Annotated in this window: 22 protein-coding genes and 1 pseudogene; 16 read left to right on the forward strand and 7 right to left on the reverse strand. The window is 60.4% G+C overall.

Features of this window, described 5'->3' with window-relative positions:
* Positions 1–7: 7 nt before the first annotated feature.
* The 5 genes from BLP82_RS02000 (at position 8) to BLP82_RS02020 (ending at position 3,922) form a co-directional block, all read left to right on the forward strand.
* Positions 8–997 carry a YVTN family beta-propeller repeat protein gene (locus BLP82_RS02000; protein ID WP_092164874.1) on the forward strand — a complete coding sequence of 330 codons (990 nt, stop codon included), beginning with the start codon at positions 8–10 and terminating at the stop codon, positions 995–997.
* Positions 994–1,725, forward strand: coding sequence for an ABC transporter ATP-binding protein (locus BLP82_RS02005; protein ID WP_092164876.1), 732 nt, complete (start codon positions 994–996; stop codon positions 1,723–1,725). Before BLP82_RS02000 ends, BLP82_RS02005 begins: the two co-directional genes overlap by 4 nt.
* On the forward strand, positions 1,722–2,513 hold the full coding sequence (locus BLP82_RS02010) for an ABC transporter permease (RefSeq protein ID WP_060742605.1): 792 nt from the start codon (positions 1,722–1,724) through the stop codon (positions 2,511–2,513). Before BLP82_RS02005 ends, BLP82_RS02010 begins: the two co-directional genes overlap by 4 nt.
* 149 nt (positions 2,514–2,662) lie before the next feature.
* The gene (locus BLP82_RS02015; RefSeq protein ID WP_092164878.1) at positions 2,663–3,196 is read left to right on the forward strand and encodes a PQQ-dependent catabolism-associated CXXCW motif protein; all 534 of its coding nucleotides are present in this window, start codon (positions 2,663–2,665) and stop codon (positions 3,194–3,196) included.
* A gap of 60 nt (positions 3,197–3,256) precedes the next feature.
* Positions 3,257–3,922, forward strand: coding sequence for a response regulator transcription factor (locus tag BLP82_RS02020; RefSeq protein ID WP_072405723.1), 666 nt, complete (start codon positions 3,257–3,259; stop codon positions 3,920–3,922).
* Positions 3,923–4,100: 178 nt separating this feature from the next.
* Here BLP82_RS02020 and nahK read toward each other — a convergent pair whose 3' ends face one another.
* The 3 genes and pseudogenes from nahK to BLP82_RS02035 all read right to left on the reverse strand — a co-directional run bounded on the left by nahK (position 4,101) and on the right by BLP82_RS02035 (position 8,614).
* Positions 4,101–6,743: a hybrid sensor histidine kinase/response regulator NahK/ErcS' gene (gene nahK / locus BLP82_RS02025; protein ID WP_256326633.1), complete on the reverse strand. Its 2,643-nt coding sequence runs from the start codon at positions 6,741–6,743 to the stop codon at positions 4,101–4,103.
* Positions 6,673–7,836 carry a nitric oxide-sensing protein NosP gene (gene nosP / locus BLP82_RS02030; protein ID WP_092164882.1) on the reverse strand — a complete coding sequence of 388 codons (1,164 nt, stop codon included), beginning with the start codon at positions 7,834–7,836 and terminating at the stop codon, positions 6,673–6,675. The genes nahK and nosP overlap by 71 nt, the downstream gene beginning before the upstream one ends.
* A gap of 308 nt (positions 7,837–8,144) precedes the next feature.
* Positions 8,145–8,614, reverse strand: a pseudogene (locus BLP82_RS02035) (nitrous oxide reductase accessory protein NosL).
* 391 nt (positions 8,615–9,005) lie between these two features.
* Between BLP82_RS02035 and BLP82_RS02040 the strand changes: the two are divergent.
* Both BLP82_RS02040 and BLP82_RS02045 read left to right on the forward strand, forming a co-directional pair.
* Positions 9,006–10,118 carry an FAD-dependent monooxygenase gene (locus tag BLP82_RS02040; protein WP_092165027.1) on the forward strand — a complete coding sequence of 371 codons (1,113 nt, stop codon included), beginning with the start codon at positions 9,006–9,008 and terminating at the stop codon, positions 10,116–10,118.
* 355 nt (positions 10,119–10,473) lie between these two features.
* A complete protein-coding gene (locus BLP82_RS02045; RefSeq protein ID WP_092164884.1) occupies positions 10,474–11,220 on the forward strand; it encodes a hypothetical protein in 747 nt (248 codons plus the stop codon).
* A gap of 202 nt (positions 11,221–11,422) precedes the next feature.
* Here BLP82_RS02045 and BLP82_RS02050 read toward each other — a convergent pair whose 3' ends face one another.
* From BLP82_RS02050 to BLP82_RS02065, 4 genes are all read right to left on the reverse strand, one after another.
* A complete protein-coding gene (locus BLP82_RS02050; protein WP_092164886.1) occupies positions 11,423–12,760 on the reverse strand; it encodes a hypothetical protein in 1,338 nt (445 codons plus the stop codon).
* A gap of 54 nt (positions 12,761–12,814) precedes the next feature.
* Positions 12,815–13,609 carry a lytic transglycosylase domain-containing protein gene (locus tag BLP82_RS02055; RefSeq protein WP_092164888.1) on the reverse strand — a complete coding sequence of 265 codons (795 nt, stop codon included), beginning with the start codon at positions 13,607–13,609 and terminating at the stop codon, positions 12,815–12,817.
* A gap of 119 nt (positions 13,610–13,728) precedes the next feature.
* Positions 13,729–14,088: a hypothetical protein gene (locus tag BLP82_RS02060; RefSeq protein ID WP_092164890.1), complete on the reverse strand. Its 360-nt coding sequence runs from the start codon at positions 14,086–14,088 to the stop codon at positions 13,729–13,731.
* 97 nt (positions 14,089–14,185) lie between these two features.
* Complete coding sequence (locus BLP82_RS02065; protein WP_092164892.1) at positions 14,186–14,722, reverse strand: RNA polymerase sigma factor; 537 nt, start codon at positions 14,720–14,722, stop codon at positions 14,186–14,188.
* A gap of 246 nt (positions 14,723–14,968) precedes the next feature.
* Between BLP82_RS02065 and sctW the strand changes: the two genes are divergently transcribed.
* From sctW to sctR, 9 genes are read left to right on the forward strand one after another with little or no spacing between them, the layout of a single operon-like run.
* Positions 14,969–16,081 carry a type III secretion system gatekeeper subunit SctW gene (gene sctW, locus BLP82_RS02070; RefSeq protein WP_092164894.1) on the forward strand — a complete coding sequence of 371 codons (1,113 nt, stop codon included), beginning with the start codon at positions 14,969–14,971 and terminating at the stop codon, positions 16,079–16,081.
* The gene (sctV, locus tag BLP82_RS02075) at positions 16,081–18,180 is read left to right on the forward strand and encodes a type III secretion system export apparatus subunit SctV (protein ID WP_092164896.1); all 2,100 of its coding nucleotides are present in this window, start codon (positions 16,081–16,083) and stop codon (positions 18,178–18,180) included. The genes sctW and sctV overlap by 1 nt, the downstream gene beginning before the upstream one ends.
* A 17-nt stretch (positions 18,181–18,197) precedes the next feature.
* The gene (locus BLP82_RS02080) at positions 18,198–19,157 is read left to right on the forward strand and encodes an FHA domain-containing protein (RefSeq protein WP_092165029.1); all 960 of its coding nucleotides are present in this window, start codon (positions 18,198–18,200) and stop codon (positions 19,155–19,157) included.
* Positions 19,154–20,503 (forward strand): FliI/YscN family ATPase, encoded by a 1,350-nt coding sequence (locus BLP82_RS02085; protein WP_092164898.1) that lies wholly within the window; start codon positions 19,154–19,156, stop codon positions 20,501–20,503. Before BLP82_RS02080 ends, BLP82_RS02085 begins: the two co-directional genes overlap by 4 nt.
* A gap of 2 nt (positions 20,504–20,505) precedes the next feature.
* The gene (locus tag BLP82_RS02090) at positions 20,506–20,949 is read left to right on the forward strand and encodes a type III secretion protein (RefSeq protein WP_092164900.1); all 444 of its coding nucleotides are present in this window, start codon (positions 20,506–20,508) and stop codon (positions 20,947–20,949) included.
* 7 nt (positions 20,950–20,956) lie between these two features.
* On the forward strand, positions 20,957–21,517 hold the full coding sequence (locus BLP82_RS02095) for a type III secretion system HrpP C-terminal domain-containing protein (protein ID WP_092164902.1): 561 nt from the start codon (positions 20,957–20,959) through the stop codon (positions 21,515–21,517).
* Positions 21,514–22,236: a hypothetical protein gene (locus BLP82_RS02100; RefSeq protein ID WP_092164904.1), complete on the forward strand. Its 723-nt coding sequence runs from the start codon at positions 21,514–21,516 to the stop codon at positions 22,234–22,236. The genes BLP82_RS02095 and BLP82_RS02100 overlap by 4 nt, the downstream gene beginning before the upstream one ends.
* Positions 22,226–22,606, forward strand: a complete 381-nt coding sequence (locus BLP82_RS02105) for a FliM/FliN family flagellar motor switch protein (RefSeq protein WP_092164906.1) — start codon at positions 22,226–22,228, stop codon at positions 22,604–22,606. The genes BLP82_RS02100 and BLP82_RS02105 overlap by 11 nt, the downstream gene beginning before the upstream one ends.
* Positions 22,603–23,256 (forward strand): type III secretion system export apparatus subunit SctR, encoded by a 654-nt coding sequence (gene sctR / locus BLP82_RS02110; RefSeq protein WP_092164908.1) that lies wholly within the window; start codon positions 22,603–22,605, stop codon positions 23,254–23,256. Before BLP82_RS02105 ends, sctR begins: the two co-directional genes overlap by 4 nt.
* Positions 23,257–23,262: the final 6 nt, after the last annotated feature.

A 23,262-nucleotide genomic window follows, 5' to 3' on the forward strand; every position in this document is an offset into this window, starting at 1 on the left:
AACCGCCATGCGCCGCCCGCTGTTCAAACCGGCCCTGCTCTGCCAAGTCCTCGCCCTGGGTGCTGTTCTGCTGGCTGCCGATCCCGCCGCTGCCAGCATCGCCTGGGTCTCCAACGAAAAAGACAACAGCCTGAGCCTGATCGACATGCAGAGCCTGGAAGTCATCGAGACCTTGCCCGTGGGCCAGCGCCCCCGCGGCCTGTTGCTGTCCCATGACAATCGCCTGCTCTACATCTGCGCCAGCGATTCGGACCGGGTCCAGGTGATGGACGTCGCCACCCGCAAGATCGTCAAGGAGTTGCCTTCGGGCAAGGATCCCGAGCAATTCGCCCTGCATCCCAACGACCGTTGGCTCTACGTGTCCAACGAAGACGATGCGCTGGTGACAGTGATCGACACCCATACCTCCGAAGTGCTGGGCCAGATCGGCGTGGGTGTCGAGCCCGAAGGCATGGCTGTCAGCCCCGACGGCAAGTGGGCGGTCAACACCAGTGAAACCACGAACATGCTGCACTGGATCGACACCAGCACCCAGACCCTGGCCGACAACACCCTGGTGGACCAACGGCCACGTTTCGTCGAGTTCAATCGTGACGGAACGCAGCTCTGGGCCTCGGCGGAGATCGGTGGCACGCTGACCGTCCTCGACGTCGCCACGCGCCAGGTGCTCAAGACCCTGACGTTCCAGATCAAGGGTGTCCACCCCGACAAGGTGCAGCCGGTGGGCATCAAGCTCAGCGCCGACGGCAAGCTGGCGTTCGTCGCCCTGGGTCCGGCCAACCATGTGGCGGTGATCGACGCCAAGACCTTCGAAGTGCTGGATTACCTGCTCGTGGGCCGGCGCGTCTGGCAACTGGCGTTCACCCCGGACCAGAAGCAACTGCTGGCAACCAATGGCGTCAGTGGCGATGTCTCGGTGATCGATGTAGAGAGCCGCAAAGTCCTGAAGTCGGTGAAAGTCGGGCGCTACCCTTGGGGCGTGGTGGTCACGCCATGAACGCCCTGGAAGTCAGCGACTTGAGCTTTGCCTATGGCCCGCGCGAAGCCCTCAAGCAGATGAGTTTCAGCCTGCCCGCCGGCCGTTTCGCCGCGCTGCTGGGGCCCAACGGCGCCGGCAAGTCGACGCTGATCGCCCTGCTCACGCGCCTGTACGACCTGCAACGGGGCGATATCCGCGTCGGTGGCCACTCCCTGCACAAGGCGCCACGACCGGCCTTGCGCCAGTTGGGCGTGGTGTTCCAACAAAGCACCCTGGACCTGGACCTGAGCATCGAACAGAACCTGCGCTATCACCTGGCGCTGCATGGTTTTTCGCGGCGCCAAGGCAGTGCCCGCATCGATGCCGAACTGACCCGCCAGCACCTGACCGAGCGCCGCCACGAGCGGGTGCGCGACCTCAATGGCGGCCATCGACGCCGGGTGGAAATCGCCCGCGCCCTGCTCCATGAACCGCGCCTGTTATTGCTGGACGAACCCAGCGTCGGTCTCGATCCGGCCAGCCGTCTCGCCCTCGGCCTGCACGTTCGGCAACTGTGCAGCGAACAGGGCATCAGCGTGCTCTGGACCACTCACCTGCTGGACGAAGTGCAACCCGACGACGACCTGTTGATCGTGCACCAGGGCCGCCTGGTCGCCAGCGGCCAGGCCGACGCGGTGAGCCAGGAACACGGTGGCACCCTCGGTTCGGCCTTCAACCATTTGACCGCCTCGGGAGTCCGGCCATGAACGCGTACTGGCACTGTTTCAGCGGCATCGTGGTGCGCGAATGGCTGCGCTTCGTGCTGCAACGCACCCGGCTGCTCAGCGCCCTGGTCCGGCCGCTGCTGTGGCTGCTGGTGTTCGCCGCGGGCTTTCGCGCGGCGCTGGGCATCGCCATCATCGCGCCCTATGACACCTACATTCCCTACGAGGTGTACATCGTGCCGGGGCTGGCCTGCATGATCCTGTTGTTCAACGGCATGCAGGGCTCGCTGTCGATGGTCTATGACCGGGAAATGGGCAGCATGCGCGTCCTGCTCACCAGCCCCCTGCCCCGGGCTTTCCTGCTGGCGAGCAAGTTGCTGGCGACCTCACTGATCTCGCTGTTACAGGTCTACGCCTTTCTCGCCATCGCCTGGCTGTACGGCATCCAGCCACCGACCATGGGCCTGCTGCTGGCCTTGCCAGCCTTGCTGCTGGTAGCCCTCATGCTCAGCGCCCTGGGCTTGTTGCTGTCCAATGCCATCCGGCAACTGGAGAACTTTGCCGGAGTGATGAATTTCGTGATCTTCCCGATGTTCTTTCTGTCCTCGGCGCTGTATCCACTGTGGAAAATGCAGGAAGCCAGCCCCTGGCTGTACTGGCTTTGCGCGGTGAGCCCGTTCACCCATGGCGTGGAATTGGTGCGCTTTGCGCTGTATGAGCAGTTCAACCTCCTGGCGATGGCGGTATGCGTGGGGTTGACCCTGGTGTTCGCGCTGCTGGCGGTGTGGACGTTCAATCCGCAGCATGCGGCGTTGCGCAAGGCCAATTGATCCTGCCCCAGCCTAATATCCCACAGGGGGTCTGCGCAGGGCCCCATGGCTAAAATTACTACTTTAGTACCGGTTTTCCTGTCTATGGTCGCATTCACAAGACCTCGACCCTGGCATGTAATGGGCGCATAACAAAAAGGATAAATCCTATGCCCCGTTTGCTGGCGATCCTCTTGCTGGGCCTGGCACTGAATGTCGCCCAGGCCGAGACCGCGCTGTTTTCAGCGCAGGGCTACCGCATCGCCCAATACCGCAGCCCGACGCCCGCCACCGTCGACGGCGCCCAGACCCTCGACACCCAGGCCCTGCAACGCCTGCTCGGCCAAGCCTCGCCCCCGCTGCTGATCGACGTTTATCGTCGTCCGTGGGTCCAAGGGCGTTTCATCGACAACGAACCCCACGCCAACCTCCCCGGCAGCTTGTGGCTGGCCAATACCGGTGATGGCGATCTCGACCCGACCTGGCAGGACTACTTCAGCCATCACCTGCGCACGGCCACTGGCGGGCGGCTGGATCTACCGCTGGTCTTTTATTGCCGCGCCGATTGCTGGTTGAGCTGGAACGCGGTAAAACGCGCCGCTGCCATGGGCTATAAGCAAGTGTACTGGTATCGCGATGGCCTCGATGCCTGGGAGGCGGCCAACCTGCCCCTGCAAGCGGCCCGCCCCGAACCCTTTCCCTGATTTTGCAAAGAAATGCGCGCAACTGCCCTGCCCCACACGACAATAACGAGGTGAATGGCCATGTATAAAATCCTGATAGCCGACGATCACCCACTGTTTCGCGAAGCCATCCACAACGTCATCAGCGACGGTTTTCCTGGCAGCGAGGTCATGGAAACCGCCGACCTGGACAGTGCCCTGGCATTGACCGCCGAGCACGACGACCTGGACCTGATCCTGCTGGACCTGAATATGCCCGGCATGCACGGGCTCAATGGCCTGATCAACCTGCGCAACGAGGCACCGACCATTCCGGTGGTCATCGTCTCCGCCGAGCAGGACAAGCAAGTGGTGTTGCAGGCCATCACCTATGGCGCGGTGGGTTTCATCACCAAATCCTCGCCACGCTCGCAGATGACTGACGCCATCGAGCAGATCCTCAACGGCAACGTGTACCTGCCGCCGGACATCATCCGCACGCAAAAGAGCCCGGTGGGCCGGCGCCTGAACGAAACCCCGGCGTTCCCGCCGGAACTGCTCCAGGCCTTGACCCGTAAGCAACTGCTGGTGCTCGAACGCATGACCAAGGGCGAGTCGAACAAGCAGATCGCCTACACCCTGGATATCGCCGAAACCACGGTCAAGGCCCACGTCTCGGCGATCCTGCGCAAGCTCAATGTGCACAACCGGGTGCAGGCGATCCTCAGTGCCGGGGATATTGATTTCGGGGCTTATCTGCGGCGGTGAACCGGTCCCCCCTGTTTGGACCGGGGGACATGGTTAACACTTTCCTGTGGCGAGGGGATTTATCCCCGCTGGGGCGCGAAGCGGCCCTAAAACCTGACAATTTAGTACGTCTGACAGGTCCTGGGGCTGCTTCGCAGCCCAACGGGGATAAATCCCCTCGCCACAAACGGTGTCCGGCTCAATGGTTCGGGAGCTGGCCCAACAGGTGACTCATCGCAATCTTGAGCTTCATCGGCCGTACCGGCTTGTGCATCAGGGTGTGCCCGCGCTCGCGGATCTGCTGCTTGAGTTCGTTGCTGTAGTTGGCGGTGATCATCATCGCCGGGATCGGTGAGGCCCGGCGTGCGTTGATCCGGGCCACGGCATCGACGCCGTTCTGATCGTGGTCCAGGTGATAGTCGGCGATCAGCAGGTCCGCCTCGGCGTGGTAGTTGTCCACCTGGCGGGCCAGATCCTGTTCCGACAGCGCGGTCACCACCCGACACCCCCAGCCCTCCAGCAAGGTGCGCATGCCGGCGCAGATCGCCGCGTCGTTATCCAGCACCCAGACCCGTGCCCCACGCAGTCGTTCGAGCATCGGCTCGCTCATGTCCAGGCACGGCAACGGCTTGGGCGCGGTGGCGCTCAGCGGCACGTCGATGGCGAACATCGAGCCCTTGCCCGGCCAGGAGCGCACCTGGATCCGGTGTCCGAGGATCCCGGCAATTTTCTCGACAATCGCCAGGCCCAGGCCCAACCCACGGTCCTGGTTCGGGCGCTGCACGTCACCGCGCTTGAACTCCTGGAATATTTCCTCCAGGCGGTTCTCGGCGATGCCGATGCCGCTGTCCCAGACTTGGATCGACACGCGCTGGCGATGTCGGCGACAGCCCAGCACCACCCGCCCGCTGGGGGTATAGCGAATGGCATTGCTCAGCAGGTTACGCAGGATCCGCGCGAGCAGTTGCATGTCGCTGCGCACCAGCACCGAACAGCCGACAAAATGCAGCTCCAACCCTTCGCTGCGGGCGATCTGGGCGTATTCGGCGGCCAGGTTGTCCAGCAACTCACTGAGGCCGAACGGCGCGACATCGGCCTTGATCACCCCGGCGTCCAGCTTGGAGATGTCCACCAGGGTGCCCAACAGGTTCTCCACGTCCTGCAGCGAATTGCTGACGTTGCGCACCAGTTGCGCGTTGGCGACCGGCTCACGGCGCTCAAGCAAGGCACTGGTGAACAACCGGGCAGCGTTGAGCGGTTGCAGCAGATCATGGCTGACCGCCGCGAGGAATTTGGTCTTGGACAGGTTGGCCTGCTCGGCCTCGCGCTTGGCCTCCCGCAGGCGCAACTCCACCCGGCTGCGCTCGTCGATCTCGCGCAGCAACTGGTCATTGAGTGTGGTCAGTTCGGCGGTGCGCTCCTGGACCCGCTGCTCCAGGTTCTGGTAAGCCTGGTGCAAGGCTTCGGCGGTGCGACGGCGTTCAGTGATGTCGCGGATCAGCACGAAAATCCCGACCACTTCGCCATTGGCCAAACGGTTCGGCACGTAGGAGCGCAGCATGTAGCGCTCCTGGTTGTTGATGTTGGTCTCGGCGAATTCGAACGTCACGCTCTCACCCGCCAGCGCCCGGGCCACGTAGGCTTCCAGGCGCTGGTAATGCTGCTCGCTATGGGCTTCGCGCAGGCTCTGGCCGAGCATCACGCCACGGGGCCAGCAATACCATTGCTCGTAGACCTTATTGGTGAACTCATAGACCAGGTCGGCGTTGAGGTAGGCGATCAGCGCCGGCACATGGTCGGTGATCAGCCGGATCCAGCGCTCGCTTTCGCTCAGTGCCTCGGCGTGCTGGTAGCGCTCGGTGATGTCGGTGAAGGTGTTGACGTAGCCACCGGTGGGCAACGGATGCGTGCGAATCTCCAGCACCCGGCCATCGGACAGGCGCTGCTCGCATTCGTGGATCAGCCGGCCGTTGCTGTCGCGGCTGGCCGGGGTCAGCAGTTGCAGCTCACTGTCGGCAATCACTTCGTTGAACGGCCGGTGGGCCGCCACCGGCGCCAGGCCGCTGAGCTCGAGGAAGCGCCGGTTCCACAGCTCCAGCACGCCTTGGGCATTGACCATCGCCACGCCCTGGGACAGGTTGTCCACCGCCCGCTGCAACAAATGGGATTTCTGCGCAATGGCCTGCTCGCGGCGCACGGTTTCGCTGAGCTTGACGTCGGTGATGTCGGTAAACAGGATCACCCGCCCGCCTTCCTGGGTCGGCCGCTCGCTGACTTGCAGCCAACGCCCGTTCTGCAAGCGATACAACACGTGCTCGTCGGCCTGGCCCCGGGGTTCTTCGCTGAACAGGCCGTTGGCGGTCATCAGGCGCTTGACCTCGGACAGGCGCATGCCGGCGATGATCCGTACCCGGCTGTTGGCCCAGAAGGCCTTGAAGCGGCTGTTGAACAGGACGATGCGTTGCTGCTCGTCGAACAGCACAAACGCGTCAGAGATGCTTTCGATGGCATCGATCAGGTGTCGATGGGCGGTTTCCGCCCGCAGCCGCGCCTCGCCCAGCAAGTGATTGCCGGCCTTGAGTTCGGCCATGGCCTGGTTCAGGGCATCGGTGCGCTCACGCACCTGCTCGGCCAGCACCACCGAGTGTTGAAACGCCGCATAGGGGTCGTTGCCCCGGGTGACGCCGGACTCCACCCGCTCGATCAGCGCCTCGTTGATGCGCCGCAACTTGCGGTTTTCGTGCTGCAGACTGGCGAGCTGAGCCTGTAGGTCAGCGATGGCCGGGGACGCGATGTCGGGCAATGGCAACTCCGGTGAACGTCTGGTTGATGTGCATGCCATTGAACTGTTCTCCATAGGTGTTGAACCCCATCACCCGTTGTTCCCGCAGGAACTGGCCGATCTGCTCCAGGCCGCCACGATCTTCCAACTCCAGGCGCCGGAGGAAGCAATCGCAGCCGATGGTCAGCAGCAAGTCGCCGAGGCGCGCCTGCAAACCGTCGAACAGCGTTTGCAGGTTGTGCAGCAAGGGACCGGGAGTCATGGCGGTGAGGACAATGCCGGTCTCCACCGCACAGTAGAAACTCAGGCTCAAGTCCGGGTGCACCTGCTGGATCGCCCGTACGTAGTACTGGTCATTGATGCGCACGGCCAAGGGATGGGCGGCGAACACCCGGTAGTCGAGCGCGCTCACCGGTACGCCGATGTGCCTGGCATACTCCTCGGCGGCGGGTTCGGCGTTGAGCTCATAGACCCGTCGCGAGGCGCTGTCCGCACCGGTCACTACCAGTTTTTCCTGGCGGGGCAGGATGTGATGGGTGGTGAAGACTTCGAATTCCAGCCAGGTGTTGATCAGCACCACCACGGCCGCGCCACTGTGGAACTGGCCTTCGAAGTAGACGTGGGTGTGGGTCAGGTAGTTGTCATCGCCGGCCGAACCGCCGAAATGCGGGATGTCCCCCAGGGCGGCGCTCAAGGCCGCCAGCACCATTTCCTCGCGGCTGGACAAGCCATCGAGCAGGGTCAAGGCGAAACTATGGCCCTTGATCGGCGCCAAGGCGTTGCTGCGACAACCGCTGGCCAGGCGCTCGACCATTTGCTGGGCGTCGATCAGGCTGAAGTGCTCCATTTCCCCGATCAGCTCGGCGGCAATGGAAAAGTGCCGATGATCGAAACCCACTGCCGTCACACAGTTGCGGCCGTAGCCCTGGGGGGTGATTTCCCCGGCGCTGGTGCAGCCCACCAGGCGAATCCCGCCGAAACTCTGGGACAGCGCCTGGCCCAGGGCCGGCAAGTCGTATTCGGCTGAACAGAAAAACAGCACGAACCCCAGGTGCGGGTGCAACAACTGCCGCGCCAGCGCCTGGGCCACCTGCTGGACGTCGCTCGCCTGGGACATGGCGCTCACCACACCCTCGCTCTGGGCCTGCTGCATCGTCGCCTCCGGCGGGTGCGTGATAGGAGCCCTGAGTGTACGAAGCTGCGGCGGCGCGACGAATGCTACTTGGGTAGTGGGTGGACGCTTCCATGGGATGAGGTTGATGCGCAATGTGGCGAGGGAGCTTGCTCCCGCTCGGTTGTAGGAGCTGCCGAAGGCTGCGATCTTTTTGATCTTTCGCTTGAGACTCAAGCGTTTGGGGAAAGATCGCAGCCTCGTTGCACTCGACAGCTCCTACAGAGCCCAGCGGGAGCAAGCTCCCTCTCCACAAAGGCGGTTCGGCATACAAGCAACATTGCCAGGTATCAGTGACTCATCGGCGCCATCGCGCTTGCCTGCCCCAGCAGTTTCTGGTCGATGTCTTCCAGGCGCAGCACCCGGCCGCCGGTATCGCTGGCGAGTTTTTGTGCCGCCTGGGGATCGGATAACGAGGCCAGTACCACGCCCATGGCGCCTTCGAGCTCACTGCCGATGACGAAGTAGGCGGTGCGGGCGTCGATCAGGTGGGCGTCATCCGGCGTAGCCCAATGACTGCGGCCCATGTCATGGACATACAGTTTGACGTCGGCCCGATGGTTTTCCGGTGCAGCCACCAGCCCAGCATCTCCGCCGGCGAGCAGAACTTCTTCACGCCCCCTGCCCCGACCGCCGCGCCCTTGGGCCCGGGAAAGTCAGTGATGACCATGCCGCACACATGGCACTCGTCACTGGGATGGAACGCCAGCGCCAGGCACACCAGTAACCCGGCCAAGAGGCGGCCTGCCTTGAAGGACACCTTAGGATCTTGGCGATCATGGTAAGCCCCCCCTGCGCGGCCCTTGATTGAAATCAACTTGAGGACATGTACTCCTCCGACCCAGCCAAGCCGCGCTCGCCGCAATCAGGCGGCGTGTCCAAGTGAACCACCGGTCGCCGCGCACTGCTTAATTTAAGCGGGCACTGCCGAGAGAATGCTTGCGTTCACACAACGCAGGGAACTGTTTGTAACAGTGGAACCACTTATCGATTTGACAAAGGTGTGGATGTGTAGCCCTTCGGAATGGACGCTGTTCCATTCATCGTCAAGCCGGAGAAGCAGCCCAACCTGATAACTGCATTACATCGACGGAACAAGGTGCCAACTTCGGCTGTTGTAACAAAGACTTAACATGACTAAGGGCTTGTGGATGAAAATTTTGATTGTCGGTGGCGGAATCGCCGGTTTTTCCATGGCCAGGGCGCTTGAGCTCAAAGGCTACCAGGCAGATTTGGTTGAACGCCGCCCTGACGAAAGCTGCGGTGACTCAGGACTGTTCCTGCCGGGAAACGCTGGCCGCGCACTCAAGCAGCTGGGCCTGCTCGACCGTGTTCAAAGTGCCGCCGCCTTCATCCGCACCCAGAGCATCCTCGACAAAAACGGCAGGCAGTTATCTGTGACACAGACCCAAGACGTGTGGGGATCATGTGGGCCCTGCCTCTCGCTGCCTCGCGCCGAATTACACGGCATTCTGCGTCAATCCTTGTCTCGGACTCAGCTACGTTTTGGATTGGCGGTAGAAGCAATCGAGCAATCAGCCACGACATGCCAGGTGAACTTTTCCGATGGCTCATCCGCCACTTATGACATTGTCATCGGTGCTGACGGTATTGGTTCATCGGTACGCGGCATGCTGTTTCCGGCGATCAATCCGACCTACGTCGGCAATGTCAGCTGGCGTTTCATAACGCGTAACACCACGGCAATTGATAGCTGGACGGCGATGCTGGGTCATCGCAAAGCGTTGCTCGCAATTCCGGTAAACGCCAATGACATCTATGTATACGCCGATACCGCGCTCGCCTCCCAGGACATTCAGAGCGCAACTGCGCAAGCATCGCTGCCAACGCTGTTCAACGATTTTTCCGGTCCTATTTTGCCGCTCATTACGGAGATACCTGCCGGCACCCTGGTGCATTTCAGCAAAATAGAACAAGTCGTCATGGACGATTGGGTAAAAGGACGTGTTGTGCTCATTGGAGATGCGGCTCACGCAGCCTCACCGAGTATGGCGCAGAACGCGGGCATGGCGCTTGAGGATGCGCTGGTATTGGCAGCGTCTATAGCCGCAGCAAAGAGCCCAGATGGCGCGCTCGCGACTTACACCGCCAGACGCAGACATCGCGTTGAATGGACGCAAAAGCAATGTGCAGCCCGGGATAAAATGCGAGCGTGGCCGACTCCGATGCGCAACGCTGTCCTCAAAGTGCTCGGTAACAGATTGTATGCGCGGAGTTACTCGCCTTTGGCGGCGCCCCTTTGACTGAAGATTCGGGGCTACGAATGGCTGATCGACATGGGAACCCGCAGAGAATCTGGAACCACTCATTGGATTTAATACTGAGGAAGTGATCACAATGGGTGGTAACTGTATTTCCCGCGTGCGCAACAATCATATGGACGCCACCACGGTAGATCCATCACCGCCCCAGCCGGCTACCGATGGCCCCGCGGCTCATTCAAACAATGCGCAAGATACCGCAAGAGACTCATCATCAATACGACCGCATGCCCCTGCTGATCATCCACGCGCGTCACTCTTGACGGGTATTCAGTTTGAGCATTCATCTGCAGCCCACTCACTCCGGCCCAGCCCTTTGGGCAATGTTCCGCCAGAAATGCTTCTTGAGGTGGCCAGTCATTTGCCTGCGAAAGACAAGGCTGCGCTCGCCAGCACAGCGCGCGCCTATCACCAGACCTTGCCCACCGCCGGCCAGGAGCATAAACAATTGCAGCAATTGTTCCGCCAGTTCAATGCTGGTCATGGACGCGCTGCCCCCCAGGCAATAGACGATGCCTTGGGGTTATTAGCCTCCCCCCTACACCCTGCAGATCATGAAAAACTGAGTCGCCGCCTCGCAACCTATTTGCAACGCCAACTTTCAGAATTAAGCACCGGCACTCGAGACGTTGGGCACTTGAAAAAAACGATCGAGCAGTCTCTAGCATTAATTGATACTTCACCCCATCAAAGCATGGGCCTCGCGAGCGCAATTTCGCCGTTATTGAATCTCACACGTACGCCGGCCTTGGCCACTACAGGCTTGGCGGCATCAAGCAAATTGCGCGATGTCGTCACGTCGGCCCAGCCGATGAGAATGACGACGACAACAAAAGACCAGATGGCCTGGACCTTGAGGAATATGAACCTGCATGGGTTGCAACACCTACCCGAACAAGAGCGAGGCGCCGCGCTCGAGCAACATGTAAGCGCAATGGAGAGCTTATATGCAACGAGCTACACACCCTCGTTGCCGATGATCAACCCGCTATCTTCCGCGATCCGACAAGTTGCTTCGCTGCCAGCCCCACAGCAAGCGGGTATTGAGGCCAGACTGGATCAGCTTCAACGCTGGGCTAGATAGACAGATCGGATCACATAAAGGGCATCTGAGGCTGGAAATACAGGGTGGTGCCTATCACCCTGGTGCCTTACATTTAGTCAGGTGTTTTACAGCGTTAAAAATGCCCCGCCATTTGCTGCGACAAAAAGCGCTTGGCATAAATGCCAAGCGCATGCTCATAGCCCTGACTACAGCCTATCGACATCATCCGAGACGCGTGAAATCAGACGGGATCCTCCGTCGCACCTCCGCCCTCTCTGAGTCTGCGATGCTCCAGCGCGCGGTCCGTTAATTCTCTCGCCGTAGTGACAGCGCCTCGCGCCAGCGCCTTGCCGGCCTCTAGAGTTGCATCAGCAACTTCCTGCGCTTTGGCGGGAACGTCCTCTTGCAATACTTTTACGGCCGCATTGCTGAGGGGCTCGGTTGCAATACTGGCCACCCCATAGGAACCAAAAGTAAGCGCCGACATGGCGAGGTTGACCGTGTGGTCTACCGCAGCGACCTCTCCTGGCCCCAGACCTTTCTGGGTTGCCAGATCTCTGGCCGCATCGCGAGCCAGCGATGCCAAACCGAAGCCGCCACCCAGTACGCCCAAGTTGGAGACCAGACTTTGAAAGGACAACGCGCCACTCAAAGCCTCTGCCGTACCGGTCACGACGTCCAGGGGAAGCTTGGCCATACGCTTGGCACCGTTTGCCATCGGGCTCAGTGCCGTACTTTCTTTCAGCGCTTGATATTGGGTCTTCCAGTCGGTACGGCCTAAAAGATAGGCGGGCCCGGCACGATGGGCCTGCAAGTCGTTTTTGTTCATAAGATGGGCATAACCTGCGCCGGCAGCCAAACCTCCCGCTGAGGCGATCGCCGTATCAACCGCCGAGGCAGCCTTCGGTCCGACTGTGGCATTCATGACGCCCGCTACCCCCAAGCGCACAGCATTTCGAGCACTGAAGGTCTGCCAGGACAGCGCAGCCTCCCCAGCGTTACTCACCCTGGTTTGCTCCTTTTTGCTGGTCAAGGCTTGCTGCATCACCGGCTCCAAGGTTTCCGGCGGCGGCTTCAGCCAATAAGTGTCGTGCGTGGCTCTCGCCAGCAGACCACCGCCTACTGCATCCATCGCACCGGAAAAAGAGCCCGCCACAAAGCCGGTCAAGGCTGGATTATTGGCAACATGAGCCGTCACCTCAGGCACCTTGTCCAAAACAACCGAGGCCGCCGCAAAGGGCACGGAAGCCACCGCACCTTGTATCGGAGCCGTGACACGATCCATGCGCGCCGCCTTGTCGAGCAACGCCTCGAGCGTCTCCGGCGTCTCTCCCATTTCCTGCAATTCAACGGCGCGATCATGAATCAAGGCATTGATGGCCTCATGGTTCTCAGCCGTCCTGTGGGGTTCGAACAGGTTGTTAAGTTTGTCCTTCAACGCGGCCAGCTCTGGAGAGTTGTCGCCATTAACAGACGATACGTCCCCGCTTCGCTCCAGATGCGTTGATCGAGCATCGTTAACGTGATGGCTCTCTAGTGTGCGCAGTGGCACGGGGGAGCCGGCTCTATTGATATCCATGAGGTGCTACTCCTTACATGCGGGTTTATGTTCTGCGCAAACGCGACGTGTCTATCAGCCAGGCAGTTGGCCTCTGCCGCTCGCAATGATCTCGGCGAATTGCAATACATTGGCCGGATAACCGGGATCCCCTACCCCTCCGGTATCCGCCAAATCGTTGCGATTCACCTTGTCGGGGCCGGAGTTATAGGCGCGCAGCCCTGCGCCGATGTCGCCACCGAAAGCATTGGTCTGATCGCGCAAATAGAGGGCCCCCGCCATGATGTTGTCGCGGGGGTTGTTGACGTCGGCATTGCCAAGCAGCGCCGGATTGTCTCTCTTCAATTGAGCGAAGGTGTCGGCGTTGACTTGCATCAAGCCAGCGTCGGTCTTGCCGTTGACATTGGTGCTGCTGGAATTCAGGTTGCCTCTGGACTCAGCCCATATCTGCGCTGCTATCACGTTGCCCGGAACACCCGTAGCATTGGAGGCATCCACGATATCCTGGCGATACGGCTCCAGTTGCGCGGGCAAGTGCAACCCACCCTGACCGCTCAAGGCCGGACTGCCAGCCACACCACCGGCCTGGGCATTGTTGACGCCACCGCCAGGGGCGGCAGAACCACCCGGTTGCGCCATCAACGTGTTGTGGGGTTGCCCCCCTGGCTGGGCAATCCCACCTCCCCCGCCTCCTTCCTGTTGATTCATCAAGGAACGGAGCCACTGCATGATGGCCTTCATGATGACTTCCATCAGTTGCATCATCAGGTCGGTTTGCTCGGCATCACTCTTCTGTGCAGACACAGGCCGGTTAGACACCTCAGGAGGCGGGCCGAAATTGATCGGTCGCTCGGGGCGAGCCGCGAACATATCGCCTGCCACTGCGGGATTTGAACCGCCGTGCCGACTAAACCGCTCATTGTGGTTTTCAGGCGCAGGGAGCGTGTCGGGGGTGGCGCTACGAATGGGAGAGATAGACAAGCTCAAAATCAATGCTCCAGGTTCGCGAATACGGTGACGATCGGTTCGAAGGCGTAGTGCTCAGGCAAAGCGGTTTGATGTGCGGACTGCGAAACAGGGCCGGTATCGAACAATCGCCTCATCAGTCGAGCAAACTGACGTTTGGCTGAAGGCGATTTTTCGATGAGCGCTCTGGTCGTTTCCTGCAACGCCAACTCAATACCGGTTGGCCTGAATACAAGCAATGTTCGGCTGCAAGCCAGGTTCGCGCGCACATTTCCGGCGCTTACTGATGATGTCTCGAGTGTCCAGTTCGGAACCCGTGCAATAGCCTGTCCGGCCTTCGAACTGTCATCAGGACCCTGGATGTAAGCGATGCAAACTCGCATACCGGGCACTCCGTGAAGATGGGATCTAAATAATGCGTGGAGCCAGAGGCGAAAGAGGTTCCCTGTTCTTATCGCCGCGGCGCAGATTCGCCTGGGCTCAGTACTCGCTGGAGACTCGCCGCTTGAGTTGCTCGCGGGCCCGCGACAGGCGCGAACGCACCGTGCCAACCGGTATATCCAGCCGAGCGGCGGTCTCCAGGTAATTACCTTCCATTTCCATCGCGACCCGAATCACCTCCTCCATATTCGGCGGCAAGGTTTCCATCGCACGAAAGACTCGCACCAGCTGACGCAAGCCACTGACCTCGGATACAACATCGCGACTGTCGGCCATCTCCAATACGCCGCATTCTTGCAGGTCGTCATGAAACGGCTGGTTGTAGAGGCGCCTGAAATGGCTGCGAATGAGGTTGAGCGCGATGCCGCAGAGCCAGGTCAGCAGCAGCGAGTCGTGCCGAAACTTGTGTTCGTTACGTAGCGCTTCGAGGAAGGTTGCCTGGAGCAGATCCTCCGCATCATCAGGGTTCGCGACCTTTGCCCTGATAAACAACCGCACCTTCTGCACCATCCTGCGATCGAGCTGACGAAGGAGAGAAGCCGGAGCCGGATACGTGATCGAGTTGATTACACACATGGACAATAACCATTTGAAGGTAAGTCCGGCTGTAAGAGCGATATGCGTGCCAACCGTTTGCGCGATCTAAGCCACTGTTCTTCATGAAGATTTTTTTAAGTTTTTTTCTGTTCGTGCAATCTTTTGCATAAACCGATCGAAGTCGTCACGCATTTATGCACGCCCACGCGAAAGCGCTGACTTCAGGAACCCGATGGCGGGTTTGCGCCACTCACTGCGCATGACTCTTTGCATCGATGCCGTCCCATGAAAATCCCCGGTTTCACCCCAGTCGCGATTCATTCGGTCAATCCGGCAAGCGCCCGCCCAGCGTTATCCGCTACGCAGACGGCGTCGCACATCGCAAAAGACCAGGGCACCACGCCACAACAGGTGGCGCGATTCACCTCCGCATTGATCCAACAAAGCAAGGAGCTCAGCCAGCGTGAGCTGGTCATCGGCGGTACCGTCTTGCAATCAAAGGCGATGAAGCTCGGTGAGCTTTATCAGATGCTGATGGGCAGTAATGACAGAAGGCTGGATGAAGCAGTGCGTACCCTGCGCCAGACCCTGAAACGTCAACGCTCTGATGAGTCGATGCTTGGCCGGGTGCTCGCCTTCGCTGGCGGGGACCCGGCCAAAGCGCATGTCATGCTGCAAGCCGCAATGAAACAAGCGCATCACGAGGGTGCCCGGGATGAGCACCAGGCGCTATCGGATCACGCCAGCGCACTCAGGCAGCGCCATGGCAACAGAGCCCGCGCGGGTGTCAATACGGCCCGGGCCTTTTCCAGAGCGGGGCTGGACTCGCAGCGACGCAAAAATCTGCGGGAGCTGTATTACAACGGCGTCGTAGGCCAGCCCACCATAACCAGCCTCATCGACACGCTACTGGGTCAAGAGGATGGCGAAGCACAGTTCGAGCCGACCTTGCGCGACCTGCGTCGTGCCATTGCCGACGACCTTGCCTCAGCCAATCCATCGAGCCCTCGCCAGCAATTACGCACCCTGATGCATGGCGTGAATACCGCCAGGCATGTATCAACTCTGCTTAAAAGCTGCGAACACCTGCTCGGGCGCATGCGTGACAAGAACCCGCAACTGCAGGTGAGCGCACCGACGTTTCTCAAACACTTGCTCGTACTCTCGGGCAAGGGCATGAACCTGCAGGAAACCTTGCAACTCACGCAATTTATCGGCGGCGCGCAACTCAAGCATCAGTTGTCATTTCTCAACGGCCTGCGCCCGATGCTCCAACAGCTGCCTATCTTGCTGTGGCAAGACCTCAAGTCCCGACAGAATGCCTTGGGGAACCTGTTGTTGCTGATGGCCGAACTCACTCAGCAAGAGCAAAACCAGCTCAAGGGGAACCTGGCCTGATGAATCTGATTATCGACCTGCTAAACCGTCTGGCACTCGCGGCGATGCGCCGCTCAGAAGTCGTCGGCGCGTTTATCGTGCTGGCCATTGTGTTCATGATGATTACCCCGATACCCACCTGGCTGGTGGACATTCTGATCGCGGTGAACATCTGCATCTCCTGTCTGCTGATCATGTTGGCCATGCAGTTGCCTCGCCCACTCGCCTTCTCGACGTTCCCTTCGGTACTGCTGATCACAACCATGTTTCGCCTGGCCCTGTCGATTGCCACGACCCGGCTGATTCTGCTGGACCAGGACGCTGGGCACATTGTGGAAGCGTTCGGGCAATTCGTGGTGGGCGGAAACCTGGCGGTCGGCATGGTGATTTTCATGATTCTGACAGTGGTGAATTTCATGGTCATCACCAAGGGTTCGGAACGGGTGGCCGAAGTAGGCGCACGCTTCACGCTTGACGCCATGCCCGGTAAACAGATGTCGATCGACAGCGACTTACGCGCCAACCTCATCAGCGTCCACGAGGCCAAGCGCAGGCGCTCGGAGCTTGGCAAGGAAAGCCAGCTGTTTGGCGCAATGGACGGCGCAATGAAGTTCGTCAACGGCGACGCAATCGCCAGCCTGATCATCGTCGCAATCAACATGATTGGCGGTATCACCATTGGCGTCATACAACACGGCATGACTGCCGGCGATGCCGTGCAGCTGTATTCGGTACTGACCATCGGCGACGGCCTCATTGCACAGATCCCCGCGCTGCTGATCTCCGTGACGGCCGGCATGATCATCACTCGTGTGCCGAACGAAGATGCCGCCGGGCCGGCCAATATCGGCCGTGAAATTGCCGAACAGATCACCAGCCAACCCAAAGCCTGGATCATCGCCTCGGCAGCAATGCTCGGCTTCGCCGCCATGCCCGGGATGCCGACCCTGGTGTTCATCACGATCGCCATCATCTGTTGCGGCGGCGGCCTGTTGCAGATCAATCGCGCCAACCCCAAGGGCAATCAAGAGCAAGCTGCCCCGACAACCCCGGAAAATAACGGACAGGAAGACCTGCGAATGTTCCTGCCCAGCCGCCAGTTTGTCCTGCAATTTCATCCCAGCCAGAGTCTTGAGCGGATCGAAGCCCTGGTCAGCGAGATTCGTCAACGGCGCAATCGCCTGGTGGTGAACTTCGGGCTGACGCTGCCCTCGTTCATCATCGAACACCAGGCGCATCTGGAGCCGGATGAATTCCGCTTTACGGTGTACGAGGTTCCTGTACTCAAGGCCACGTTCAGCGAGACCCTGGTGGCTATCGATGGCTCCTCACAAGCCATTGAGAACGACCAGCAATACAGCAAAGGCAGTTCGGAACGGCAGGAAAGCCAGTGGATCTGGGTACCGGCCGATGCTGAACACCTGCACAATTGCGACGTGGAAATTATCAGCCCCAGTACGCTGATTATCGAACGCATGGAGCGCGCGCTGCAGATTTGCGGACCGCAATTCATCGGGCTGCAGGAAACCAAGGCGATCCTCGGCTGGCTGGAAACAGAACAGCCGGAACTGGCCCAGGAGCTGCAGCGCGTCATGCCTCTCGCGCGTTTTTCTCAGGTACTGCAGCGGCTGGCTTCCGAATGCGTGCCCCTGCGCGGTATCCGGGTGATCGCCGAAACCTTGATCGAACATGGGCAACATGAGCGCGATGTCCTGGCCCTCACCGATTATGTACGTATCGCCCTCAAGTCGTTGATCTACAACCAGTATTGCAGCCAGGAGGGATTGCTCGTCTGGCTGTTCACCCCTGAGAGCGAAGGCATCCTGCGTGACAGCCTGCGTCAGACGCAAACCGAGACGTTCTTTGCCCTGAACAGCGAATCCAGCCTGATGCTGGTTCAACAATTGCGCATGGCTTTCCCGCAGCGATCGTCAGAACGTGCGGTGATGTTGGTCGCCCAGGATCTGCGCGCTCCGCTACGCACGTTATTGCAGGACGAGTTCCATCACGTGCCGGTGCTCTCCTTTGCCGAGATTACCAATGCCTCCGAGGTGAAGGTCCTCGGCCGTTTCGACCTGGAAAATGAATTTTTGCCCTTGGAAGACGACTATGCGGCTTGATGTCGAGTGCCTTCGCGATGTTTGAACTACGAGTATTGAATGGGCTGCACCAGGGCGCTGCATTGCCGTTGGTTGGCGACCAATGGCTGATCGGCGCCAACGACGACCATGATCTGGCGTTATACGACCCGGGCATCGCCTCGCTCCATTGTCGGTTGAGCAGAACCGAGGAAGGCTGGAACCTGGCGGCCGAACAGATGCCGGTCAACGACGACGAAGGGCGTGCGTCAAACGCTATCACATTGACGCCGAACCAACCGTTCGCCGTCGCAAACGTCTGGCTGTGCCTGGCATCCGCCGAAGAGCCCTGGCCTGACGTACCGGCTCTGGCCACGCCTGCGGATGCCAACGGCCAGCCGCCTCAGTCGTCAGCGTCTCCCGCGCGTAAATCGATGCCAGGCGTGCCCTCCTTGAAGCTGATATCGGCGGTGATCGCTGGCGTGGTCGTAGGCCTGGTCGGTGGCGCCTGGGGCCTTAGCCAGTCCGAAGCCCCGCCGAGCACCGTCAAGGTTACCGCGGCCAAGGCGCCTCAAAGTCCGGCGCAACCCTCCCCGGCGCCTGCTTCCGCCCAATCCTCCGGTAGCACCAGCCTGAAAGATCGGGAACAGATCCGCCGGCTCCTGACCACTCAATTGGCGGAACGCCTGCTCACAGAGGTCACCGTCGAGGAGCTTGACGAAGGGTTGGTGCTCAAAGGCAACCTCAAGGAGGAAGCGCTGGAGGTCTATCAGCGAATGCTCAAGAGTTTCAAAGAGCGCTACCCCACCACGGTCCCGATGGTCGATCAAGTCGGCATCGTCAGGACCAGCTTGCCGTTCACCTTGGTGCAAATTATTGCTGGCAACAATGCTCACCTGGTGACCGCCGACGGCCTGCAGATTTATGTTGGCGACGTGGTGCAGGGCCTGCGTTTGACGCGGATAGATGAGCACAAAATCATCTTCGATGGCGACCAGCATATCGAGGTGAGCTGGTGACCGATGCGCTTGAACAATGGGCTCGACAACAGCGCGCGCGGCTGGCCAGTTGTTCGGCCGTGCGAGTCAGCGGCAAGGTTTCGGCGGTGAGCGGGATACTGCTGGAGTGCCAGGTGCCTGCGGCCAAGATTGGCGATCTTTGCGAAGTCAGCAAGGCGGACGGCAGCTCAATGCTGGCGGAAATTGTCGGTTTTACCGATCAATGCACACTGCTCAGTGCCCTTGGCACCCCTGCCGGCATTCAAGTCGGGGCCCGCATCCAACCGCTTGGGATGGCGCACCGCATAGGGGTGGATGATCAGTTGCTCGGAAGCGTGCTCGATGGTTTTGGTCGACCGTTGCTGGGCGACGGCCTCGGCGCCTTTGCCGATGTCCATGATGGTCGCAGCACCACAGCTGTGATCGCCGATGCCCTGCCGCCGATGCAAAAACCACGCATCAGCAACCCGCTGCCCACCGGTATTCGCGCCATCGACAGCGCCATCCTGTTGGGCGAAGGGCAGCGTGTCGGATTGTTCGCCGGAGCGGGCTGTGGCAAGACCACGCTGCTGGCGGAGATGGCCAGGAACATGGACTGCGACGTCATCGTTTTCGGCCTGATCGGCGAACGGGGACGGGAGCTGCGCGAGTTCCTCGACCATGAACTGGATGATGAACTACGCCGGCGTTCGGTACTGATCTGCGCCACCTCCGATCGCTCCAGCATGGAGCGTGCGCGCGCCGCTTTCACCGCCACCGCTATCGCGGAAGCCTACCGTCAGCGCGGCATGAAAGTGCTCTTGCTGATTGACTCGCTCACCCGTTTTGCCCGTGCTCAACGCGAAATCGGCATCGCCGCCGGGGAACCGATCGGACGTGGCGGCCTGCCCCCCTCGGTCTACACCCTGCTGCCGCAACTGGTCGAGCGCGCGGGCATGAGCGAGAACGGCTCGATCACCGCCATCTACACCGTGCTGATCGAGGCCGACTCGATGAACGATCCCGTCGCCGACGAAGTCAGGTCGTTGCTCGACGGGCACATCGTGCTGTCGCGCAAGTTGGCCGAGCGTGGGCACTATCCGGCCATTGACGTGTCCGCGAGCATCAGCCGGATCCTCGGCAACGTCACCAGCCGCGAGCATGTCCAGGCCAATAATCGCCTGCGCCAGTTGATGGCGGCCTACAAACAGGTGGAAATGCTCCTGCGCCTGGGTGAATACCAGGCCGGTGCCGACCCGGTCACTGACCTGGCGGTACAACTGAACGACAGCATCAACCGTTTCCTGCGCCAGGACCTGCGCGGGCCGGTAGCGCTCGAAGAAACACTCGCCCAACTCAATCACATTACCTCGCAACTGGTGGACTGACCTTGGACGAAGATCTCGATATGGACCCGGAGCGCCAGGCGCTGGAGCGCGTCATCGGCCTGCTCGGCCCTTTGCGTCAGCACCGCCAGGCCAGTGCAGAACGTGCCCGTGCGCGCCTTGCACGGGAGGTGGCGAGGTTGCGCGAGCAACTGCTGGCCAGCGAACGCTCAATGAACCAGGAGCGTACCAATCAGAAGCGCAAGCGGCGATCGTTAGCCGATACCCACCTGCAAACCACGCTGGAACTGGCTGATATCGACCGCTGGCACGAAAAGGAGCGACGCATGCTTGATCGCCTCGCCCAGATCCGCCAGGACGTCAGCCAGTTGCGCTTGCACATCGAAGCGCAGGAGCAGTCGTTGCAACAAGCACAGTTGGACGCCAAGGCACGGCAACGCGCGGTGGAAAAACTCGCCTGCATGAGCGAGACACTCAGTGAGGAATAAGTGAGACATGACTGCCCCCATCAAGCACACGCCACCCCAGCGCCCTGCTCCACAGGCACCTGCCGCGCCTGCGGCAAAACCCACTGCCGCGGCATCCACGACGCCGTCGAGCAAAGGCACCGAGGTCCAACGCAACCGTCCGGTCGAAGTCAGATCTGCCAACGACGGCGTCAGGCCACTGGACGCCGATGCGATGTTGTTCATGCAGATGCTTGTACCACCACCGCCCGCCCATTCGGACGACCAGGGCAGCTCGGGCAATGGTTCGAGCTCGTTCTCTATGTTCGCGCCGCTCGACGGCATACCGACACAGTTGATTGATGAGCTGGCGCTGCAGTTGCCGCAACACGGCAACCGTCCTTTCAGCGCCACCCTGCTAATGCCCAATCTGGGCAAGGTCCAGATTCGCGCCCAGAAACGAGACAGCCATTGGGATATCGAGCTTGGTCTGGAGCGCGCAGACGTCCTGGAGCGATTGACCAAGCATCATGGCGCCTGCCAGCAAGCATTCGCCCAGGCGCTGGACCATGACGTCGAGCTGAGATTACAGCCGACGGGGCCCGCATGAAAAAACTCAGCCTGCGACGCCTGACGAGCACGGCCGCAATGGCCTCCCTGGCCTTGGGGCGCGGCCGCTTCCTGGAGTTCACCAGCGGAGCTGAAAAGATACGCATGACGCTCGGCCCGCTGACACCCTGCGGCGCCATTGCCGATGAGCGCTGGATAGGCTTGTCCAGCCGACACGGCCCCCTGCTGTTGTCGAACGCCGATGCGCTGCTGAGTCTGTGCGGTGAAGTTCCCGTGCTCACCGTCGAGCCGCCGCAAGCGTGGTATTGGCAGTTGATCAATCAACGGATGGCGCCGGTGTTGTCCGACCTGCTCGCACCGTTGGCGCCACTGGCCGAGGAGCCGGTACTGGATGACCGCTGGGATTGTCGCGTGCTCATCGAGCGCAATGGCGAGAAAGCCTACGGAACGCTAAGCCTCGGCGCCGAATCACTGCTGCGAGTGCTGAATGACGCACCGTGGCGATTTATCGAACAAACCGTGCCTGAATGTTGGGTCCTGACTCATCCGGTCATCGTTGGGCGCATGGATTTGCTGGTCAATCAGCTGCGCTCATTACGTCCAGGCGATGTGCTGTTGCCTGCCGAGGCAGTCTTCGATGTTCAAGGTCGAGGAAACCTGCACCTGGGCAACCAGCGCTGGGCGGTTTGTAGCGAAGACCGGAATGATCACTTACAGCTCAGGCTGATTCACGAAGAAGGCTCCATTCATGAGCAATGAACCGCAGGATGAAGAACCGTTGTACGAGTTCGACAATAACGATGAGTTGGCGGCCCAGGAAGCGAACGACGACCAGCAGGAACGGCTCGATTCGGCGCAGCCAGACGCCCCCCTCCCGCAGGAGGCTGCAACGCAGCCGCCATCGCCCTTGTCCGGCGTGACCCTGGCGTTGACCGTACGGTGTGGCGAAGTGAAGCTGAGCCTCGAAGCGCTCGGCCGGCTGGCGGCCGGTTCCGTGGTGGATGTCACGGGCATGGCACCGGGGGCAGCGACGTTGTGCCATGAGGAGCGGGTGGTCGCCTACGGTGAGCTGGTAGACGTGGATGGACGCTTGGGTATGCAAATCACTCGCTTGGTATTTGATCAATGATTCTGGATGGCATGAACCCGATCATGCTCGCGCTGTTTCTGGGTGCGCTCTCGCTGATCCCGTTGTTTTTGATTATCTGCACCGCATTTCTGAAAATCTCCATGGTGTTGCTGATAACGCGCAATGCCATCGGCGTTCAACAGGTTCCGCCCAATATGGCGTTGTACGGCACTGCCCTGGCGGCGACGATGTTCGTGATGGCTCCGGTGGCTTATGAAATCCAGCAACGGGTGGCTGAAAATCCTTTGCAGATAGGCACTACCGAACAACTTCAAGCCAGCGTGAACACGGTCATCGCCCCGCTGCAAAACTTCATGAGCCGTAACACCGATCCGGACGTGCTGACTCATCTGGTCGACAACACCCATCGTATGTGGCCTGCGGAACTGGCCGAAAAAGCCAGCAGCAAGGATCTGCTACTGGCGATTCCAGCCTTTGTATTGTCGGAGCTGCAGGCCGGGTTCGAGATCGGTTTTCTGATTTACATTCCGTTCATCGTCATTGATCTGATCGTGTCCAACCTGCTGCTTGCGCTTGGCATGCAAATGGTCTCGCCCATGACCATTTCGCTGCCGCTCAAACTGCTGCTGTTCGTCCTTGTCCAGGGCTGGACGCGGTTACTCGACAGTCTGTTCTATTCCTATCTGTGAGGCTGC

This window comes from Pseudomonas sp. NFACC37-1 (assembly GCF_900101575.1).
Lineage (GTDB): Bacteria > Pseudomonadota > Gammaproteobacteria > Pseudomonadales > Pseudomonadaceae > Aquipseudomonas > Aquipseudomonas fluorescens_AA.

Excerpts from the sequence above, each read along its gene's own strand:
- BLP82_RS02000 (WP_092164874.1), top strand. The coding sequence starts at position 8 with ATGCGCCGCCCGCTGTTCAAACCGGCCCTGCTCTGCCAAGTCCTCGCC.
- BLP82_RS02005 (WP_092164876.1), top strand. The coding sequence starts at position 994 with ATGAACGCCCTGGAAGTCAGCGACTTGAGCTTTGCCTATGGCCCGCGC.
- BLP82_RS02010 (WP_060742605.1), top strand. The coding sequence starts at position 1,722 with ATGAACGCGTACTGGCACTGTTTCAGCGGCATCGTGGTGCGCGAATGG.
- BLP82_RS02015 (WP_092164878.1), top strand. The coding sequence starts at position 2,663 with ATGCCCCGTTTGCTGGCGATCCTCTTGCTGGGCCTGGCACTGAATGTC.
- BLP82_RS02020 (WP_072405723.1), top strand. The coding sequence starts at position 3,257 with ATGTATAAAATCCTGATAGCCGACGATCACCCACTGTTTCGCGAAGCC.
- nahK (WP_256326633.1), bottom strand. The coding sequence starts at position 6,743 with ATGGCATGCACATCAACCAGACGTTCACCGGAGTTGCCATTGCCCGAC.
- nosP (WP_092164882.1), bottom strand. The coding sequence starts at position 7,836 with ATGCAGCAGGCCCAGAGCGAGGGTGTGGTGAGCGCCATGTCCCAGGCG.
- BLP82_RS02040 (WP_092165027.1), top strand. The coding sequence starts at position 9,006 with ATGAAAATTTTGATTGTCGGTGGCGGAATCGCCGGTTTTTCCATGGCC.
- BLP82_RS02045 (WP_092164884.1), top strand. The coding sequence starts at position 10,474 with ATGCTTCTTGAGGTGGCCAGTCATTTGCCTGCGAAAGACAAGGCTGCG.
- BLP82_RS02050 (WP_092164886.1), bottom strand. The coding sequence starts at position 12,760 with ATGGATATCAATAGAGCCGGCTCCCCCGTGCCACTGCGCACACTAGAG.
- BLP82_RS02055 (WP_092164888.1), bottom strand. The coding sequence starts at position 13,609 with ATGTTCGCGGCTCGCCCCGAGCGACCGATCAATTTCGGCCCGCCTCCT.
- BLP82_RS02060 (WP_092164890.1), bottom strand. The coding sequence starts at position 14,088 with ATGCGAGTTTGCATCGCTTACATCCAGGGTCCTGATGACAGTTCGAAG.
- BLP82_RS02065 (WP_092164892.1), bottom strand. The coding sequence starts at position 14,722 with ATGTGTGTAATCAACTCGATCACGTATCCGGCTCCGGCTTCTCTCCTT.
- sctW (WP_092164894.1), top strand. The coding sequence starts at position 14,969 with ATGAAAATCCCCGGTTTCACCCCAGTCGCGATTCATTCGGTCAATCCG.
- sctV (WP_092164896.1), top strand. The coding sequence starts at position 16,081 with ATGAATCTGATTATCGACCTGCTAAACCGTCTGGCACTCGCGGCGATG.
- BLP82_RS02080 (WP_092165029.1), top strand. The coding sequence starts at position 18,198 with ATGTTTGAACTACGAGTATTGAATGGGCTGCACCAGGGCGCTGCATTG.
- BLP82_RS02095 (WP_092164902.1), top strand. The coding sequence starts at position 20,957 with ATGACTGCCCCCATCAAGCACACGCCACCCCAGCGCCCTGCTCCACAG.
- BLP82_RS02100 (WP_092164904.1), top strand. The coding sequence starts at position 21,514 with ATGAAAAAACTCAGCCTGCGACGCCTGACGAGCACGGCCGCAATGGCC.
- BLP82_RS02105 (WP_092164906.1), top strand. The coding sequence starts at position 22,226 with ATGAGCAATGAACCGCAGGATGAAGAACCGTTGTACGAGTTCGACAAT.
- sctR (WP_092164908.1), top strand. The coding sequence starts at position 22,603 with ATGATTCTGGATGGCATGAACCCGATCATGCTCGCGCTGTTTCTGGGT.